This window comes from Pseudolactococcus yaeyamensis (genome assembly GCF_054658615.1).
The window spans coordinates 1-15,803 of sequence record NZ_BAAGGP010000024.1 but is presented as its reverse complement, the minus strand read 5'-3'; the positions used below and the strand labels follow the sequence as shown (position 1 = coordinate 15,803).

Sequence of the window (15,803 nt, the reverse complement as noted above, 5' to 3'; positions counted from 1 at the left end):
TTTTTGTATAGAAATCGCTTTTTATTTTATATTTGACTTGATTTTTGTAAAAATTCAGCAATTTCAGCTGTTTTGCCTTCGTGTAATCCTTTCACAATATAAGAGCCAACAATGACACCGTCGACCGCTTTGCGGAAATTTTCAACACGAGCGATGGATGACACACCAAAACCAGCTAAGACAGGCGCATCAGAAATCTCAGCTAATTTTGCCAAGTGTTGATTCAAATCTGCTCGGTAATCGTGGCCAGCTCCTGTGACACCATTGACCGTCACAGCATAAATAAATCCTTGGGCATCTTTTACTAATTCAGCTTGGCGTTCTGGGATGCTGGTCAAAGTCACAAGTGGTACCAAAGCAATATCAGTATCTGCTAAAAACGGTGCAATCATATTCTCATGTTCGCGTGGGACATCTGGCAAAATCAAGCCTTTGACTGGTGTATCTTTGAGGTCGTTGACAAATTTTTCAATACCGTATTTGTAGATTGGATTGAGATAAGACATGATAACCAAGGGCACATCTGTTTTGACTGTTTTTAGGGTTTCAATGACGTTTGTCAAAGCCGTCCCATTTTTCAAAGCGCGAATCCCCGCTAATTCAATCACAGGGCCGTCAGCTACTGGATCTGAAAAGGGAATCCCGATTTCAATGCTGCTAGCACCATTGGCCACCAAAAAGTCGATGGTTTCAGGGAGTCCCGCAATGCCATTTGCGTGATCGCCAGCCATGATGTAAGGCACGACGAGAGTTTTGTCAGCTGCTTTGAGCGTTTCTAAGTGTTGTCGTAAGGTTTTCATCTTAAAATTCTCCTTTATTATTTGAACTTCTAGCTAACTTCTAGTCAACGCCTAAGCGATAAATCGCTAAGGCACGTTGCCTCTAGCTTTTCTATAAGCCACTAAAGTGGCGACTACAATGCCATAAGAAAATAGACAATTTGTGAACCTGCGCAAGCGCAGAAGCATACCCAAATTCCTAATTTTCTACAGAAGTTTGCGACGATGTCGCACCGCTATCAGTATCATGATTTTCAGCACGCGCTTTAATCTGCGCGACATCCTTATCACCGCGGCCGCTGAGGCAGACGATGATACTCTCATCTTTGCCGTAGCGTTTCGCCAAGCTTGGCAGTTGGGAAATGGCGTGTGAACTTTCTAGCGCGGGGATGATACCTTCGGTGACGCATAGCATTTTGAACCCTGCTAAGGCTTCATCGTCAGTGGCTGAGATGTACTCTGCTCGACCTATTTCGTTCCAGTGACAGTGCTCCGGACCAAGACCCGGGTAGTCCAAACCGGCTGAAATACTGTAAGCCTCTTGCACCTGACCATTTTCATCTTGGAGCAGGCGCATGATATTGCCATGGAGGACGCCATCTGTGCCACGGTTGATAGAAGCAGCCGTTTCTCCGCTATCAAGACCGCGACCTGCAGCCTCAACCCCTATCATGGCAACCGATGCATCATTGACAAAAGGATAGAAAAGTCCAGCGGCATTTGACCCCCCACCGACACAGGCGACGACAGCCGCAGGAAGTTTACCCTCTTTTTCAAGAATTTGCGCCCGCGCCTCACGCCCGATAATGGCTTGGAAATCCCGCACCATTTCTGGAAATGGTGCAGGGCCAGCAGCTGTGCCAAGGATATAGTGGGTGTCTTCAACGCTTTCAACCCATGCACGTAGCGCGGCATTGACCGCATCTTTGAGGACACTAGAGCCATCAGTTACAGGTACAACTTCTGCACCTAAAAGTTGCATGCGGAAAACATTTAGTTCTTGGCGTTGCACATCGATAGCGCCCATATAGATTTTACAGTCCATGCCAAAGAGCGCGGCAGCAGTTGCCGTTGCCACACCATGTTGTCCGGCACCTGTTTCAGCGATGATTTTATTCTTGCCCATTTTTTTGGCAAGCATGACTTGGGCTAGGGCGTTGTTGATTTTGTGAGCACCTGTGTGATTGAGGTCTTCACGTTTGAGGTAAATTTTAGCACCACCACATTTTTCAGTCAGATTTTTGGCGAAATAAAGCGGATTTTCACGACCGACATAGTTTTTGAGGAGGTCTGCTAATTCTGCTTGGAAGACTTCATCTGTTTTGCTGGTATCATAGGCTGCTTTGAGTTCTTTGACGGCGTACATCAGCGTTTCTGGTACGAATGTGCCCCCGTAGGTGCCGAAGAAACCGGCTTGGTCTGGTTTTTGGTAGGTCATTTTTGCTCTCCTTGTTTTTATTGTATATCAATCTTTAAATTTTTTGAATTTCATTTTCTTTTTTTCCACTTCGTATAGGTATTATATAAAAAATAATTATCATGAGGGAAGTTATCAAAAAGAATATCAACCATAATCCAATTGCAAATTCTATATCAAAGTCAACATTCAAACTTATACTTTGTTGCAGTAAATACCAAAGATAGTATAAAAAAGATATGATAAATATCGAACCAATTATCCAAAAAATGAATAGCATTAAAACGATAAATATATTAATCAAATAGCTCAATACATTTCTTCCATTTTCACGAAAAATATACTTTATAATGATAGAGTCATTGTACATTGATATGTTACGACGTTTTGATATTTCATTTATATTTTCTATACGCAAAAGCTGATTATTCAGAATAGTTTCATTAAACTTGAATACCTCACTAACAATTTTTGTTCGTCTCCTATTTTTAACTTGATAATATTTAGTGGCTAAAATATTTTTATCATCCATTTTTTTCAGAAGCACATATTCTAAATCATCAACTTTAAATATTGTATATGGAGACCAATACCTATTATGGATAAAATGTCCAAAAGTATATAGCACCCCTAACATTGAAACTACTAGAAGAAGAAATTCTATACTTGATTTCTTTCGTTCTTCTTCTAGATATTTACCATACATTTCTTTTGTAGGTATATTGATATTTAATAATTTTTCTTCCGCTATGAAATATAAAATTGTTTCTTCTTTTTCATACGGTGCTTTTATCAAGTAGTTATTCTTAATTTTTTCTATTCTTACCTTCTTGTTTTCAGAAAGATTTTCAAATCCTTCTATACTTAAATCCTCTTTTAAAATATAATCAATTTTCTGCTTTAGTTCAATACCACCTTCTCTATTTTCAATTATTCCATGGTTTTTATCAATTTCAGCTATATAGAATTGTTTTATTGAATTAGAAAGTAATTCAAACTCCTTTTGATTTAATTTCTTTTTAAAAATGGAACACAAAATTTCTTTTTTAGGTTTTATACCATTTTCCGATATTTTTATTTGTGAATATTGCTCTTTAAATTCAACTGTATAATTGTATTCTTCCTGATTTTTAATTGTTATAAATTCTTCTTGATTTTTAAGAGGTATAGATAAAATCATAAGAAGAACGAAAACTACTCCTAGTAAAATAAAATTTATAGTAATCCGTATAAACTTTTCGTAATCCTTTTCTAATTCTTTTTCTATTCCATACATAGTCTTGTGTTTATAGAATCTGAAGAATAATAAATATAGTGACATACCATAAGACAGTATCTTTGAAGAATATTCCATAAATGCTACAAGATTTTCACTCTCCATGTTTTTCGTTTACCTTTACTAATCTTTATAAAGTTCTGAATCTTCTCCAAATCCTTCCCACCATCCGTCTCAACCCCACTAGAAACATCAACCCCAGTCGGATTGAAAATAGCAATCGCTTGACTGACGTTCTCGGGATTCAAGCCTCCGGCTACAAAAAATCGATAGCCGTCTAAGGCGGTCAGATCGACCTTTTCCCAATCGAAAGTTTCGCCACTGCCACCAGCAAATTGGGCTGGCGGCGCATCTAATAGAATCGTGTGTGCTTTAAAATCGGCGATGGCAGCTGGTATTTTACCATCCTTGATGCCAAAAGCCTTAATAACGGGTACACCGACTTGCGCCGCATAGTCCGCGTTTTCTTGTCCATGAAGTTGCACCATGTCGAGCCCGACTTTTCCTACCACTTCTTGGACGACAGCCAAGTCTTCATTGACAAATAAGCCAACTTTTTTGACTGTTTTCGGCACATCTTTTGCCAAATATTTGGCGTATTCTGGCGTGACTTGGCGCTTGCTTTCAGCGAACACAAACCCGATATGCGTCGCACCAAAGGTCACCGCCGTTTCAACAGCTGCTTGTGTTGATAAACCGCAAATTTTAATCCACATGGCGCTTGACCTGAAGCCCTTTCGCCGCTGCTTTCGGGTTGCCATCCTTCATCAAGGCTTCGCCAACGAGGACTGCACGGAAGTCGTGGGCTACGATTCCAGCCTCAACAGGTGACTTAATACCAGACTCTGAGATATAAAAGCGACCGTTTTCTTGTAAGGCGACCAAGTCAAGACTATTCTGAAGACTGACTTCGAATGTCTTGAGATTGCGATTATTAACGCCAATCAACTCAGCATTGATCCGGTGCGCAATCGCCAGTTCTTCAGCATTGTGCACTTCTACCAAGACTTCTAAACCGAGTGATATGGCATAGTCATACAAGTCTTGCAAGTCTTTTTCAGACAGGCAAGCAACAATCAACAAAACAATCGTTGCCCCACTATTGACCGCACGCGAAATCTGCTTTTTATCAATGATAAAATCCTTGTTCAACACCGGCACATCAACGTTTTGGGCAACCATGCGCAAATCGTCAATCGATCCTTTGAAAAAAACTGGGTCTGTTAAAACTGAAATAGCTGAAACACCCGCCGCTGCATAACTTGTCGCTTGCTCTAAGACATCGACAGTCATATTGATGGCACCAAGTGACGGTGAGGCACGTTTGACTTCACCAATCACTTGCAAGGTCTCAGAATTGTCACGCAGTCGCTCGATAAAACCCTTGACTTGCCGAACTTTTCCAGGTGTTTCCATGACCATCTCTGCCACTTCGATTTGCTTTTCTGCTAATATTTTTTCGAGAAAATTTTCCATTACTTATCTTTCCTTTACTGCACGGTAAACTAATCATTAAGATTAACCTTAAACGCCTGATGTTCAATCCTAATAAAATCCGCTATCATTTGACGATAGAGATTTTCGACAAGTTGCGTATCAGCACCCTTTTCAGGCGCGAGTTTGGTCACTTTATCAATCACTTGCTGCACACGTTCAGGCGCTGCTACTTGCGCTGCTGTCGTTTTAAAAGTCGCTGCTTGCTTGACGAACTCACCACGTTTCGCAATCAAACCAATCAGCGCAACATCGATTTTATCAATTTCAGCACGAACTTGAGTCAAACTTTCAGCCATCATTTCAACTCCTGCATTTCGACTAACTTAGCCATTGCGGCACCGCTCGCAATCACATCACGCGCTTTGGCAACGCCTTCCGCTATCGTTGTCACACAACCATTGGCAAAAAAACCAAGACCAGCATTCAAAACCGTCACTTCCAAGAAAGGACTCGGCTCATTATTGAGCACGGACTTGAGAATCACCGCATTTTCCTTACCCTCGCCACCACGAATCTCCTGCAAGGTCACGCGCGGCATCCCCAGACTTTCATTGTCGAACTCATGTACCGTAATCTCACCGGTCTCATCCAGCAGCGCATAGCGATTCATCCCATCCAAACTCGCCTCATCCATATTATTTGGCCCACTCACGACCACAGCACGTCGCCGTCCCAATGATTTCAGGACTTCAGCCGTCGTTGTTAGAAGGTCGGGACGAGAGGTACCAAGTAACTGGGTATCAAGATTGACTGGATTTGTGAAAGGGCCGATGAGATTGAGCACCGTGCGAACCTCCAACTCACGCCGAACTGGCATGACATAGCGCATATTGGGATGTACATGTTGGGCAAAGAGAAAGACTAGCCCCGTCTGATCAAAAATCTCAGCCAGTTCATCTGGTGTGTGATAAAGATTGATACCGAGTGCTTCTAGCACATCAGCCGAACCAGACTTGGAAGAAATCGAGCGATTGCCATGCTTGGCCATTTTCACGCCACCCGCAGCTAAGACAAAAGCTGATGTCGTTGACACATTAAATGAAAAAGACAAATCGCCACCCGTGCCACAGTTATCCATGACCGTTGTTACAGTCGTTGGAATATGCAAAGCCTTATCACGGACAACATCCACAATCCCCGCCATTTCATCAACGGTTTCACCTTTCATCGCAAGCGCGATGAGAATAGCTGAGAGTTGTGAATCCGTCAGCTCACCATTAAACATGGCATTTGCCATTTGATTGACTTCATAACGTGAGAGATTCTCACGGTTCATGAGTTTAACTAGGTTTTCTTTCATAAGGACTTCTTTCTAAAAATATTTTACTGTATTTTTACTAATTACCGCATTTGAAATTAATTATTTATCTCAGATTTTAGTTGATAACTTTATATATTAACTAAACGCATCCAATTTACTTAAAGTAAAACTATCTATCATCTCTTGGGTGATGGGATAATTTTCTATCAGAAAACCGTCTATATTAGATAATAATTTTGTTGCTTTATTTTCATCCATGTAAATTTTGTCATAACAATTCTTTCGCCATAATGTGGTTGGGACTTTATTCTCTATAAGCCACCAATAAAGCTCTGGTCTTATAAAATTTAAATAGCCACCTATCCCAACTTCGCCAAGAACTGGTTTATTTTTGTTTTCTGTTGCAATTAAAACATGTAAAATACCATGTTCGATTAAATCGCAATAGACAAGTCTGTTCTTCTTTTGGTAGTCGTAAGGAATATCAAGTGCTTTTATAAAAGCAGGATTAGAAATCATGATTATTTTATCTTCATCTATATGATGACAATATAACCCCTCACTTGTTCTCGTAATTTTCCCTTTGGAGATGCTTTTTATTTCTCCAGATTTAAATCGATTATACGATTTTTCAGAAAAGTAATCAGAAGTTGCTGGACCATATTTTTCTAGCAAAAAATTAACGGCGTCATCATAAGTTTTCGATAAAAGCGCTTCATATTTTTCAGTCATTACTTTGTTCCTTTCTAGGGTCACAACCCCACAAAATTTTCAATCATCCGCAGCCCATCAGGTGTGCCAATACTCTCTGGGTGATACTGCATGCCAAAAATCGGTAGCGTCTTATGCTGAATTGCCATAATCTCATGGTCATCAGTTGTTTTCGATAAGATGTCAAAATCTGCTGGCATGTCTGAAATCACAATTGAGTGATAGCGCATGATTTCATGCGTTTTGGGAATGTCTGCCAATAATGGCGTGTCCTGCAAGCTTTCAGCCATGGAAGTTTTACCGTGCATGATTTTTTGTGCCAAGTCTAATTTGCCTCCGAATACTTCAGCAATGGCTTGGTGTCCGAGACAGATGCCTAGGATTGGCTTCTTGCCGGCAAAGTCACGAATCATCTCTTCCATTCTGCCAGCGTCAGCAGGCCAACCGGGGCCGGGTGAAAAGACGATTTTATCTGCCGCCTCGGCCACGTCGTAGAGGTCTCGGTCGTCATTGCGCAAAACCTTGACTTCGGCAAATTCGCCGATGTATTGGGCTAAATTATAGGTAAAACTGTCGTAGTTATCAACTAATAAAATCATTGCTTTCTCCAATCTTGGTCATGGCTTTGGCCTTGTTGAGGGTTTCCTGATACTCGTTTTCTGGGACGCTGTCAAAGACGATGCCTGCGCCTGCTTGGGCGTGTGCTTTGCCATCTTTTAGGACCATGGTTCTCAGGGCGATGGCGAAATCCATATCTGAGTTACTCGACAGATAGCCGATGGCACCTGCATAAATGCCACGTTTTGTTTTTTCTAACTCGTAAATCCGTTGCATAGCGCGGATTTTCGGTGCGCCTGATACAGTACCTGCCGGCAAGGTTGACTTGAGAGCGTCTAGGCTAGAAACGCTATCTAAAAGCTCCCCTTTGACAACGCTAGTCAGGTGCATGACATAGCGGAAATACTCGACTTCCATGTACTTGGTCACTTTGACCGTACCAACTTTAGAAATCTTCCCGATGTCATTACGGCCTAGGTCGACTAACATCCGATGCTCCGCGACTTCTTTTTGATCCCCTAATAAATCTTTGGATAAGGCATCATCTTCTGCCTCATCAGCGCCGTGCGGTCGTGTTCCCGCAATCGGATTAGTTGTCACCACGCCATTTTTGACAGACACGAGACTTTCAGGACTGGCGCCCATGATTTGATAATCGCCAAAATCTAGGAAATAGAGATAATTTGACGGATTGGTCAAGCGCAGATTTCGATAATAGTCAAAAGGATTGCCCGTAATCTGGCTCGTCAAGCGTTGACTGAGAACAATTTGGAACATATCGCCATTTTTGATGTAGGTTTTCGCTTGCTCAACCATTTTGATAAAGTCAGCCTTTGCCGTGTTACTTTTGAACGACAAGGGATTGAGCTTGACCGTTTCAAACTCATTTTTATGCGGTCGCGTCAAGTTTGACAGCACCAAATCCATGGCTAATTGCTGGTCAAGCGCTGAGCGCTCGCTATAAATATCTGACTCAACAATGGTAATCTGCTCCTTTTTATGGTCAAAAATCAGATAAGATTCATAAAGGAAAAAGTGCAAATCTGGCGTACCAATCACGTCCTCAGGAATTTGCCCGATATTTTCATAAAGGGAAATGGTATCATAACTCACGAAACCGATAGCGCCACCCGTAAACGGTAGGCTTGAAGCCTCTGTATTTTTAACCGTCAGCTCACCCAGATAATCGAGTGGAACACCCGTTTTGACCTGACCATTATCCGTCAGGACACCCTTTTCAAACTTAATTTCATGCACTGGGTTATAGGCAATCATGGAGTAGCGTGAATTTTCCTTTTCTCTTGGAATAGATTCCAAAATCAGCTTGTGTTTCAACTCCAATCTCAAATAAGCTAGAATAGGTGTGATAATGTCTGCATTAATCGTTTTTCTTAAAGTCATAAATATACGCTTTCTATACAAAAAGTCCTCGACGAAAGACTAAACTTTCGTCGAGGACGTTATCACACGCGGTGCCACCTCAATTTGTAGAGAAAAAACCTATTTGAAATAGCTTTTCTCTACATCTCATCTCCCTCAAGCAAGGGATTGTGCGATATCGGGCACCCTCGTGATTCTTATCGTTTCGAATCAAGATTGAACTATCCTAAGATTAGTCCACACATCGCAGCCCATTCACGTGATCGAACTCTTGTCTCGCAATCACCGACAAGTCCCTGAAAGTCCTAATATCTCGCTACTTCTTCTGCTATTGTTCTAATTTTACGATTATTCTGACAAGATGTCAAGCGAAAATAAAATTTACTACTAAATACAAATTAGAGCAGGCAATCTCTATCGTCAAACATTCTGAACGTTTTACCAGTTCCCCTCAAGATTTTTCTAGAAATAGAAAACTAAACCTTGAAACAAGCCTCAAATTTATTCTATCTATGGGTGGGCAGAGTTTGTCTAGTGAATTACTCCATTATTTTAAGTTTAGTCCTGTGACACCAACGGCTTCTGCTTTTATTCAAGCTAGAAAGAAAATAAAAATTGAAGCATTTGAAAAGCTATTTCAAACCACACATGCCTTTGACAGATGTCAAAAAAACTATAAAGGGTACCTCCTCTATGCGCATGATGGTTCTGACCTTAGGCTACCACGTGATAAAATGGATGCTACGACATACATTGAAGCCGTTCAAAGTAGCTATAATCTATTACATCTTAATGCACTTTACGATGTTCTGAATAAAATTTTTGTTTCGGTTGATTTTCAAGGCCGCAACGAAGTAGATGAGCGGGAAAGTCTGCTTAGAATGGTCGATAAGTCCAAGTTTAAACAGAAAACAATTATTATTGCAGACCGTGGTTATCGCTCTTTTAATGTTTATGAGTACCTTAAGCAGAGTGGGCAAAAGTTTGTGATTCGTGAGAAAGATATCATGAGTAAAGGTTTTCTTAACAATTTGCCTCTACCTAAAAAAGACTGTTTTGATACCGAAATAGTGTTTAACTGACTAGATGTCAAACAAAAGAAATCAAGGCTGATCCTAGTTACCATTTCTTATCAACCACATCAAAATTTGACTTTTTACCGATTGGCGCCAAGGATTATTATGTGATGAAATTACGCGTTGTTAGGTTCAAGATTAGCGAAACTACCTACGAATCAATCGTCACAAACCTAAATGAAAAAGAATTTTCAGTCGATGACATCAAAAAACTTTATCACCTTCGTTGGGGAATTGAAACGTCATTTAGAGAATTGAAATATGCTTTGGAACTTGCCAGTTTACACGCTAAAAAGAAAGCGTTCATTTATCAAGAAATCTACGCACGCTTGATGATGTACAATTTTTCTATGATGATTGCCATGGCTACTTTTCTTGAAAAGAAGGATACCAAGCATAACTATCAAATCAATTTCACACAAGCTTTTGGTATATGTAAAGCGTTTTTTTGTTCATCTTCAATCAACGTGAGAGGCTTGATTAAAAAATATATCTTACCGATAAGAGAAGGGAGAGCAGATCCTCTAAAATTGGCAAATAAGGGATTTTCTAGTTTTTTGTACAGACTAGCTTAGCTATGAAAACGGCCTAAATAATGGCGGCGAGTCGTATCGCCCATTTTGACATGTGCAGAATTCAAAGAGAAAGAAAAAGTGCAGAGGCTCTCAAAATTGAGAGCCCCTGCATTTCCTGATTGTTGACATCTAATGGCTTAACTTAATGACATTGAATTCTGACCTGTTTTTTTGTGAGATAGAGTTAGTATCTATGGACACGTTCAACTTTTATTTTAAGGTCATATGAGTAGACCATGAAATCTTCACTTTTCTGATTTGTTTCATCAAAATACGTCATTTATCTTCATCTTCTTTCGGAATAGTTTTCCCTGTGTTAGTGTCAACTCTGTCATGGTCGTCCACTAATTTTGGGAGGACATCAATCGCACTTTTCACGCTAAGAAATCCAAAAAGTAAAATTGATACCACTGCTATTCCCTTGATGGCTAAGTCATTTTTTGTTATTTTTCTTCTGATGACTGCTTTAATTTGTAAACGATTTAAAATGACATGAATCCAAACTAAAACAATCATGCTCAATCCAGCAGCAATATGCGCTTCTGGCCCTGTCTCACGAAAAAACATCAATATGATAAAACATAATAACAATAAAATATCAACAACAATTTTAACTGGTTTCATTTTTTTACCTCCAATTACTGACAGCAAATAACTTGACATTTTGGTATTATAATTATAACATATTTTTATTATTTCAACCTTTTAAAAGTTTGAAAACTGATTATATTTTAGCTCAAAAGCTTGTCGAATGTCACTTTTAGCGGTATCAAATGGAAATTCCTTGACATAATCCGCAAAGATAATTATCCGATTAACCGCTTCAATATCATCACAAGTCACGAGCGTTAGCTCTTTCTTGCCGGGATGAGCATCAATCACTTCAACATGATCAGGTGTCATAACTTGGACATCACGAATTTTATATTCATAAATTTTTTCTTTATCCGTGATGTAAATTACCATCTCTTTTTTTGCACGTTCAAGTGGTGTAAAGAGTAACTGTGGGGCACCAGCCACACCAGTGACATGATGACTCGCTAAGGCATAATTGCCTTGCCCCATGACGGCATCTTCTTTCATGGTACCCGCACCGTACATAAGTTCCACATTACCAATGCCGCGAAAAATTGGGAGGTTAATTCCTAAATCAGGGATAGCAATGCCTCCAATAACTGGCAGTTGCTGTGCATTTAACTGATTTTTCATCACATCTTCAAAGGAAATTGGATTGACTTTTGAAAAATCAAAGTCGCCAATGCCTTTTTGATCATTTTTCTTCAACGTTTTTTTATCAATCTTGGTCACTTGATATTTATTGGCATTCCATGCCATGAGCATGTTTCGAAAACCTTTGTTAAAAATGAGTAATAAGCTTAGCATTAATAGCAATATCAGAAAGATATTCACTAACCAGCGTCTCAATTTTTTCATTAGATCTCTCCCTTGCTACACTTGTAACTTATTGCATTATTTTAAATCAGCGATATCACCGAGTTGATAATCAGATTTTTTATCAATTTCAAAGCGTTCTTTCAAATTTTTACTAACGTAGACTTTATTATCTTTATCAACAAAAATGGCTTCGATATTTTTATGCTGCTCGACAAACTCATAACCTTTTTTGGTGCCTAAAGAAAAGATTGTGGTTGAAAGCGCATCACCGTCTACCCCTTTTTTACTAACAATAGTGACACTTTGAATATCATTATCAAAGGGATAGCCCGTTTTGGGGTCTAGTAAATGCGGATAGATTTTACCATCTACTTCTAAGAACCTTTCATAAATGCCAGAAGTTGACACAGATTCGTCTTGCACCTCTAAGAAACCAACTTGTGCGGATACCGCTTGATTAGGGTCTTTAATGCCAATCGTCCAAGGCTCATTTTCACCCCGATGCGACTGACCAATCAAAGATAGACTTGACGACCCCAAATCAACAATCGCCGTTGTCACACCATGTGCTTTCAGATAATCCGTCATCTGATCAGACACATAGCCTTTGGTAATCGCACCTAAATCTATCTTAGCCCCTTTTTTCGTGATATAGACGGTTTGTTTTTGATCATCAAACGCTATCAATCGATAAGAAACGAGCGGCAAGGCTTGATTAATTTCAGTCTGACTTGGCTTTCTGGCATCATCAAATCCGATGTGCCAGAGGCTACTGATAGCCCCAATCATCATGTCAAATCCCGTCTGTTTTTCAGAATAAGCATAGGCTTCTTTGAGCAATTTATAGACTGATTTTGAGACCTTGACCGGCTTAATACCTGCCTGTTCATTGATGGCATCTAGTTCACTGCCCGATTGGTTGACTGAAGTTTTTTTATCATAATCTTTGGCAATCGCAAGTGCCGCGACAATATCTTTTTCGTGCCCTTTATCATAGGCAGTAATTTTGACGTAAGTGCCCATGGTAAAAGTTTCTTTGACGTAGGGTTCTGTGCGCAAATCACGCTTGTGTGACACGCAGACTGTCAAAACCAGACTAAGCCCCAAAAGCATGGCGATAAAGCCTAGACTTTTTTTAAACTTCTCCACTTGTTACTTCCTCAGAGCCATTTTCAGCGGTTTCGTCATTAAGCTGCTCGGGTTCTTTCTCGACTAAAGCAAAGGTCACGATGTGCGCTTCTTTGTCCAAACGCATGACTTTCACGCCTTGGGCGCTGCGGCCAGTTTGGGAAATGTTGGCAACGTCGGTACGGATGACGACGCCTGTATCTGTAATCAGCATGAGGTCTTCGTTGCCATTAACGGTCACGAGACCGGCTAATTTACCCGTCCGCTCAGTGATGTTCATGACTTTGATCCCTTTACCGCCACGACCTTTAGTTGGGTACTGCTCAGCTTCTGTCCGTTTGCCGAGACCGTTTTCACTGATAACGAGGACTTCTTGGTTATTGTCAATGGTACTTGAGCCGACAACAAAGTCGCCTTCACGGAGGTTGACACCTTTGACACCCGTCGCTGTCCGACCCATATCACGGAGGATATTTTCTTTGAAACGAACAGAATAGCCGTTATGTGTGCCGATGATGAGCTCTTCATGACCTGTTGTGAGTAAGACGTTGACCAGTTGGTCATCTTCACGCAGGTTCAGAGCTTTCAAACCATTGGTTCTGATGTTGGCAAAGTGATTGGCGTTCGTCCGTTTGACAATCCCACGTAGGGTAGTAAAGAGGAGGAAGCGCTCTTGGTCAGATTTTTCGACGTTGATAACGGTTTGAATCGTCTCGCCTTCGTCCAATTTAAGCAGGTTGACGATTGGCAGCCCTTTCGCCTGACGACCATACTCTGGAATTTCATAGGCTTTCATGCGGTAAACGCGACCACGATTGGTAAAGAACAAGAGATGATCATGCGTTGAGGTTGATACCATGTGTTTGATGAAATCTTCATCTGACACGCCAGAGCCTTGCACGCCACGTCCACCACGGTTTTGGGCGCGGAATTCGTCTTGGTTGAGACGTTTGATATAGCCTTTATTTGACAAGGTAATCAAGACATCTTCTTCTTCGATTAAGTCTTCGTCTTCCACGCTGAGGACTTCACCGATCAGCAATTCTGTCCGACGAGGATCCGCAAATTTACGCTTAATCTCTTCCATTTCTTCAGTGATAATGGCAACAACGCGCTCTGGTTTCGCTAGAATATCAATCAAATCAGCAATCAAGGCCAATAAATCATCATATTCTTTCTGAATCTTATCACGTTCCAAACCTGTCAAACGACGCAAGCGCATATCGAGAATGGCTTGTGACTGACGCTCTGAAAGCTCAAAACGTGACATCAATTCAGCTTGGGCAACAGCATCTGTTTCTGACCCACGAATAATTTTGATGATTTCATCAATATTATCAAGGGCAATCAACAAGCCTTCTAAAATATGGGCACGCGCCTCAGCTTTTTCCTTGTCAAACTGTGTCCGACGGGTAATCACTTCTTTTTGGTGGGCGATATAGTGTGTCAAAATTTCTTTGACTGACAAAATTTTCGGTGCACCATCAACGATTGCCAGCATATTAAAGCTGAAATTAGTCTGAACGCTGGTTAATTTATATAAATTATTCAGGATAACATTGGCAGATGCGTCACGGCGAACTTCAATAATAAAGCGAACACCATCACGGTTAGACTCATCACGGACTGCAGTGATACCCTCAATCCGCTTTTCTTGCGCCAAACGCACGATATGCTCATGGAGTTTCGCCTTATTAACCATGTACGGAAATTCGGTAATGACGATACGTTCCTTGCCAGATTTTGTGATTTCAATCTCTGACTTAGCACGTAGCGTAATGCTCCCTTTCCCGGTTTCATAGGCGCGGTGAATACCGCTACGTCCCATGACAAGGGCACCTGTTGGGAAGTCAGGACCGGGCATCACTTCCATGATGTCACGTGTCGTCGCCTCAGGATTGGCCATAAGGAGTTTGACAGCATCAATCGTCTCACCTAAATTATGCGGTGGAATATTGGTCGCCATACCAACGGCAATCCCAGTCGTTCCATTGACCAAAAGGTTAGGAAAACGCGCAGGAAGGACGACGGGTTCTCGCTCAGTCCCATCGTAGTTATCAATAAAATCGACTGTTTTTTTGTTAATATCGCGCAACATTTCAAGCGCAATCTTGCTCATCCGTGCCTCTGTATAACGCATGGCAGCGGCGCCATCGCCATCCATAGAACCGAAGTTACCATGACCGTCAACAAGCATGTGGCGATAACTCCACCATTGCGCCATCCGAACCATGGATTCATAGATTGCCGAATCACCATGTGGATGGTATTTACCCATGACATCACCAGTGATACGGGCAGATTTTTTATGTGGTTTATCAGGGGTCACACCCAACTCATTCATACCGTAGAGAATACGGCGATGCACTGGTTTTAGACCGTCACGTACATCGGGTAACGCCCGTGCCACAATGACACTCATAGCATAGTCGATGAAACTTGTCTTCATTTCACTCGCCAGATTGACACTGACCAAATTTTTGTCTTGCATTAATTTACAGCCTTTCAAATACTAATCACGTATTGTTTCCATTGTACCAAAAAAATAGGAAAAAAGCTAGGCATGCCTAGCTCCACGCACGACAAACGCATGACTCTCTCTCCAATCCCAAAATATAAAGCATGTTTTTAAAAATAACAGCTCTCACATTGAAAACAACTGTGCCAAATAATCTGGAAAAGTCATTGATAACGAAAAACGTTTGAGACGAATGCTCATCTTCTTTTTACGCATTTCCAAATCCTTCAAA

At 40.9% G+C, this 15,803-nt stretch carries 14 protein-coding genes and 1 pseudogene; 1 reads left to right on the top strand and 14 read right to left on the bottom strand.

Features of this window, described 5'->3' with window-relative positions; all coding sequences use genetic code 11:
- Positions 1 to 26: 26 nt before the first annotated feature.
- The 10 genes from trpA to trpE form a co-directional block, all read right to left on the bottom strand.
- Positions 27 to 800 (bottom strand): tryptophan synthase subunit alpha, encoded by a 774-nt coding sequence (gene trpA / locus ACYQ21_RS06405; RefSeq protein WP_460056581.1) that lies wholly within the window; start codon positions 798 to 800, stop codon positions 27 to 29.
- 178 nt (positions 801 to 978) lie between these two features.
- Positions 979 to 2,217, bottom strand: coding sequence for a tryptophan synthase subunit beta (gene trpB / locus ACYQ21_RS06400; RefSeq protein WP_460056578.1), 1,239 nt, complete (start codon positions 2,215 to 2,217; stop codon positions 979 to 981).
- 34 nt (positions 2,218 to 2,251) lie between these two features.
- Positions 2,252 to 3,577 carry a hypothetical protein gene (locus ACYQ21_RS06395; protein ID WP_460056576.1) on the bottom strand — a complete coding sequence of 442 codons (1,326 nt, stop codon included), beginning with the start codon at positions 3,575 to 3,577 and terminating at the stop codon, positions 2,252 to 2,254.
- A complete protein-coding gene (locus ACYQ21_RS06390) occupies positions 3,556 to 4,188 on the bottom strand; it encodes a phosphoribosylanthranilate isomerase (RefSeq protein ID WP_460056574.1) in 633 nt (210 codons plus the stop codon). Before ACYQ21_RS06390 ends, ACYQ21_RS06395 begins: the two co-directional genes overlap by 22 nt.
- On the bottom strand, positions 4,178 to 4,948 hold the full coding sequence (gene trpC / locus ACYQ21_RS06385; protein ID WP_460056571.1) for an indole-3-glycerol phosphate synthase TrpC: 771 nt from the start codon (positions 4,946 to 4,948) through the stop codon (positions 4,178 to 4,180). Before trpC ends, ACYQ21_RS06390 begins: the two co-directional genes overlap by 11 nt.
- Before the next feature lie 29 nt (positions 4,949 to 4,977).
- The gene (locus tag ACYQ21_RS06380) at positions 4,978 to 5,265 is read right to left on the bottom strand and encodes a chorismate mutase (protein ID WP_460056568.1); all 288 of its coding nucleotides are present in this window, start codon (positions 5,263 to 5,265) and stop codon (positions 4,978 to 4,980) included.
- Positions 5,265 to 6,269: an anthranilate phosphoribosyltransferase gene (gene trpD, locus ACYQ21_RS06375; protein ID WP_460056566.1), complete on the bottom strand. Its 1,005-nt coding sequence runs from the start codon at positions 6,267 to 6,269 to the stop codon at positions 5,265 to 5,267. The genes ACYQ21_RS06380 and trpD overlap by 1 nt, the downstream gene beginning before the upstream one ends.
- 96 nt (positions 6,270 to 6,365) lie before the next feature.
- Positions 6,366 to 6,962 carry a hypothetical protein gene (locus tag ACYQ21_RS06370; protein WP_460056564.1) on the bottom strand — a complete coding sequence of 199 codons (597 nt, stop codon included), beginning with the start codon at positions 6,960 to 6,962 and terminating at the stop codon, positions 6,366 to 6,368.
- 20 nt (positions 6,963 to 6,982) lie between these two features.
- Entirely contained in the window at positions 6,983 to 7,540 is a 558-nt protein-coding gene (locus ACYQ21_RS06365; protein ID WP_460056562.1) for an aminodeoxychorismate/anthranilate synthase component II, read from the bottom strand.
- On the bottom strand, positions 7,524 to 8,900 hold the full coding sequence (gene trpE, locus ACYQ21_RS06360; RefSeq protein WP_460056559.1) for an anthranilate synthase component I: 1,377 nt from the start codon (positions 8,898 to 8,900) through the stop codon (positions 7,524 to 7,526). The genes ACYQ21_RS06365 and trpE overlap by 17 nt, the downstream gene beginning before the upstream one ends.
- A 326-nt stretch (positions 8,901 to 9,226) precedes the next feature.
- On the opposite strand from trpE, the pseudogene ACYQ21_RS06355 reads away from it, so the two are divergent.
- A pseudogene (locus tag ACYQ21_RS06355) lies at positions 9,227 to 10,530 on the top strand (IS4 family transposase).
- Positions 10,531 to 10,806: 276 nt separating this feature from the next.
- On the opposite strand, the gene ACYQ21_RS06350 reads toward ACYQ21_RS06355, so the two are convergent.
- The 4 genes from ACYQ21_RS06350 to gyrA form a co-directional block, all read right to left on the bottom strand.
- Positions 10,807 to 11,154 (bottom strand): hypothetical protein, encoded by a 348-nt coding sequence (locus ACYQ21_RS06350; protein WP_460056556.1) that lies wholly within the window; start codon positions 11,152 to 11,154, stop codon positions 10,807 to 10,809.
- Between the two features lie 81 nt (positions 11,155 to 11,235).
- Positions 11,236 to 11,964 (bottom strand): class A sortase, encoded by a 729-nt coding sequence (locus tag ACYQ21_RS06345; RefSeq protein ID WP_460056554.1) that lies wholly within the window; start codon positions 11,962 to 11,964, stop codon positions 11,236 to 11,238.
- Positions 11,965 to 12,000: 36 nt separating this feature from the next.
- A complete protein-coding gene (locus ACYQ21_RS06340; RefSeq protein WP_460056627.1) occupies positions 12,001 to 13,038 on the bottom strand; it encodes an FAD:protein FMN transferase in 1,038 nt (345 codons plus the stop codon).
- 22 nt (positions 13,039 to 13,060) lie between these two features.
- Positions 13,061 to 15,544 (bottom strand): DNA gyrase subunit A, encoded by a 2,484-nt coding sequence (gyrA, locus tag ACYQ21_RS06335; RefSeq protein WP_460056552.1) that lies wholly within the window; start codon positions 15,542 to 15,544, stop codon positions 13,061 to 13,063.
- Positions 15,545 to 15,803 lie beyond the last annotated feature (259 nt).

Excerpts from the sequence above, each read along its gene's own strand:
- trpA (WP_460056581.1), bottom strand. The coding sequence starts at position 800 with ATGAAAACCTTACGACAACACTTAGAAACGCTCAAAGCAGCTGACAAA.
- trpB (WP_460056578.1), bottom strand. The coding sequence starts at position 2,217 with ATGACCTACCAAAAACCAGACCAAGCCGGTTTCTTCGGCACCTACGGG.
- ACYQ21_RS06395 (WP_460056576.1), bottom strand. The coding sequence starts at position 3,577 with ATGGAGAGTGAAAATCTTGTAGCATTTATGGAATATTCTTCAAAGATA.
- ACYQ21_RS06390 (WP_460056574.1), bottom strand. The coding sequence starts at position 4,188 with ATGTGGATTAAAATTTGCGGTTTATCAACACAAGCAGCTGTTGAAACG.
- trpC (WP_460056571.1), bottom strand. The coding sequence starts at position 4,948 with ATGGAAAATTTTCTCGAAAAAATATTAGCAGAAAAGCAAATCGAAGTG.
- ACYQ21_RS06380 (WP_460056568.1), bottom strand. The coding sequence starts at position 5,265 with ATGGCTGAAAGTTTGACTCAAGTTCGTGCTGAAATTGATAAAATCGAT.
- trpD (WP_460056566.1), bottom strand. The coding sequence starts at position 6,269 with ATGAAAGAAAACCTAGTTAAACTCATGAACCGTGAGAATCTCTCACGT.
- ACYQ21_RS06370 (WP_460056564.1), bottom strand. The coding sequence starts at position 6,962 with ATGACTGAAAAATATGAAGCGCTTTTATCGAAAACTTATGATGACGCC.
- ACYQ21_RS06365 (WP_460056562.1), bottom strand. The coding sequence starts at position 7,540 with ATGATTTTATTAGTTGATAACTACGACAGTTTTACCTATAATTTAGCC.
- trpE (WP_460056559.1), bottom strand. The coding sequence starts at position 8,900 with ATGACTTTAAGAAAAACGATTAATGCAGACATTATCACACCTATTCTA.
- ACYQ21_RS06350 (WP_460056556.1), bottom strand. The coding sequence starts at position 11,154 with ATGAAACCAGTTAAAATTGTTGTTGATATTTTATTGTTATTATGTTTT.
- ACYQ21_RS06345 (WP_460056554.1), bottom strand. The coding sequence starts at position 11,964 with ATGAAAAAATTGAGACGCTGGTTAGTGAATATCTTTCTGATATTGCTA.
- ACYQ21_RS06340 (WP_460056627.1), bottom strand. The coding sequence starts at position 13,038 with ATGCTTTTGGGGCTTAGTCTGGTTTTGACAGTCTGCGTGTCACACAAG.
- gyrA (WP_460056552.1), bottom strand. The coding sequence starts at position 15,544 with ATGCAAGACAAAAATTTGGTCAGTGTCAATCTGGCGAGTGAAATGAAG.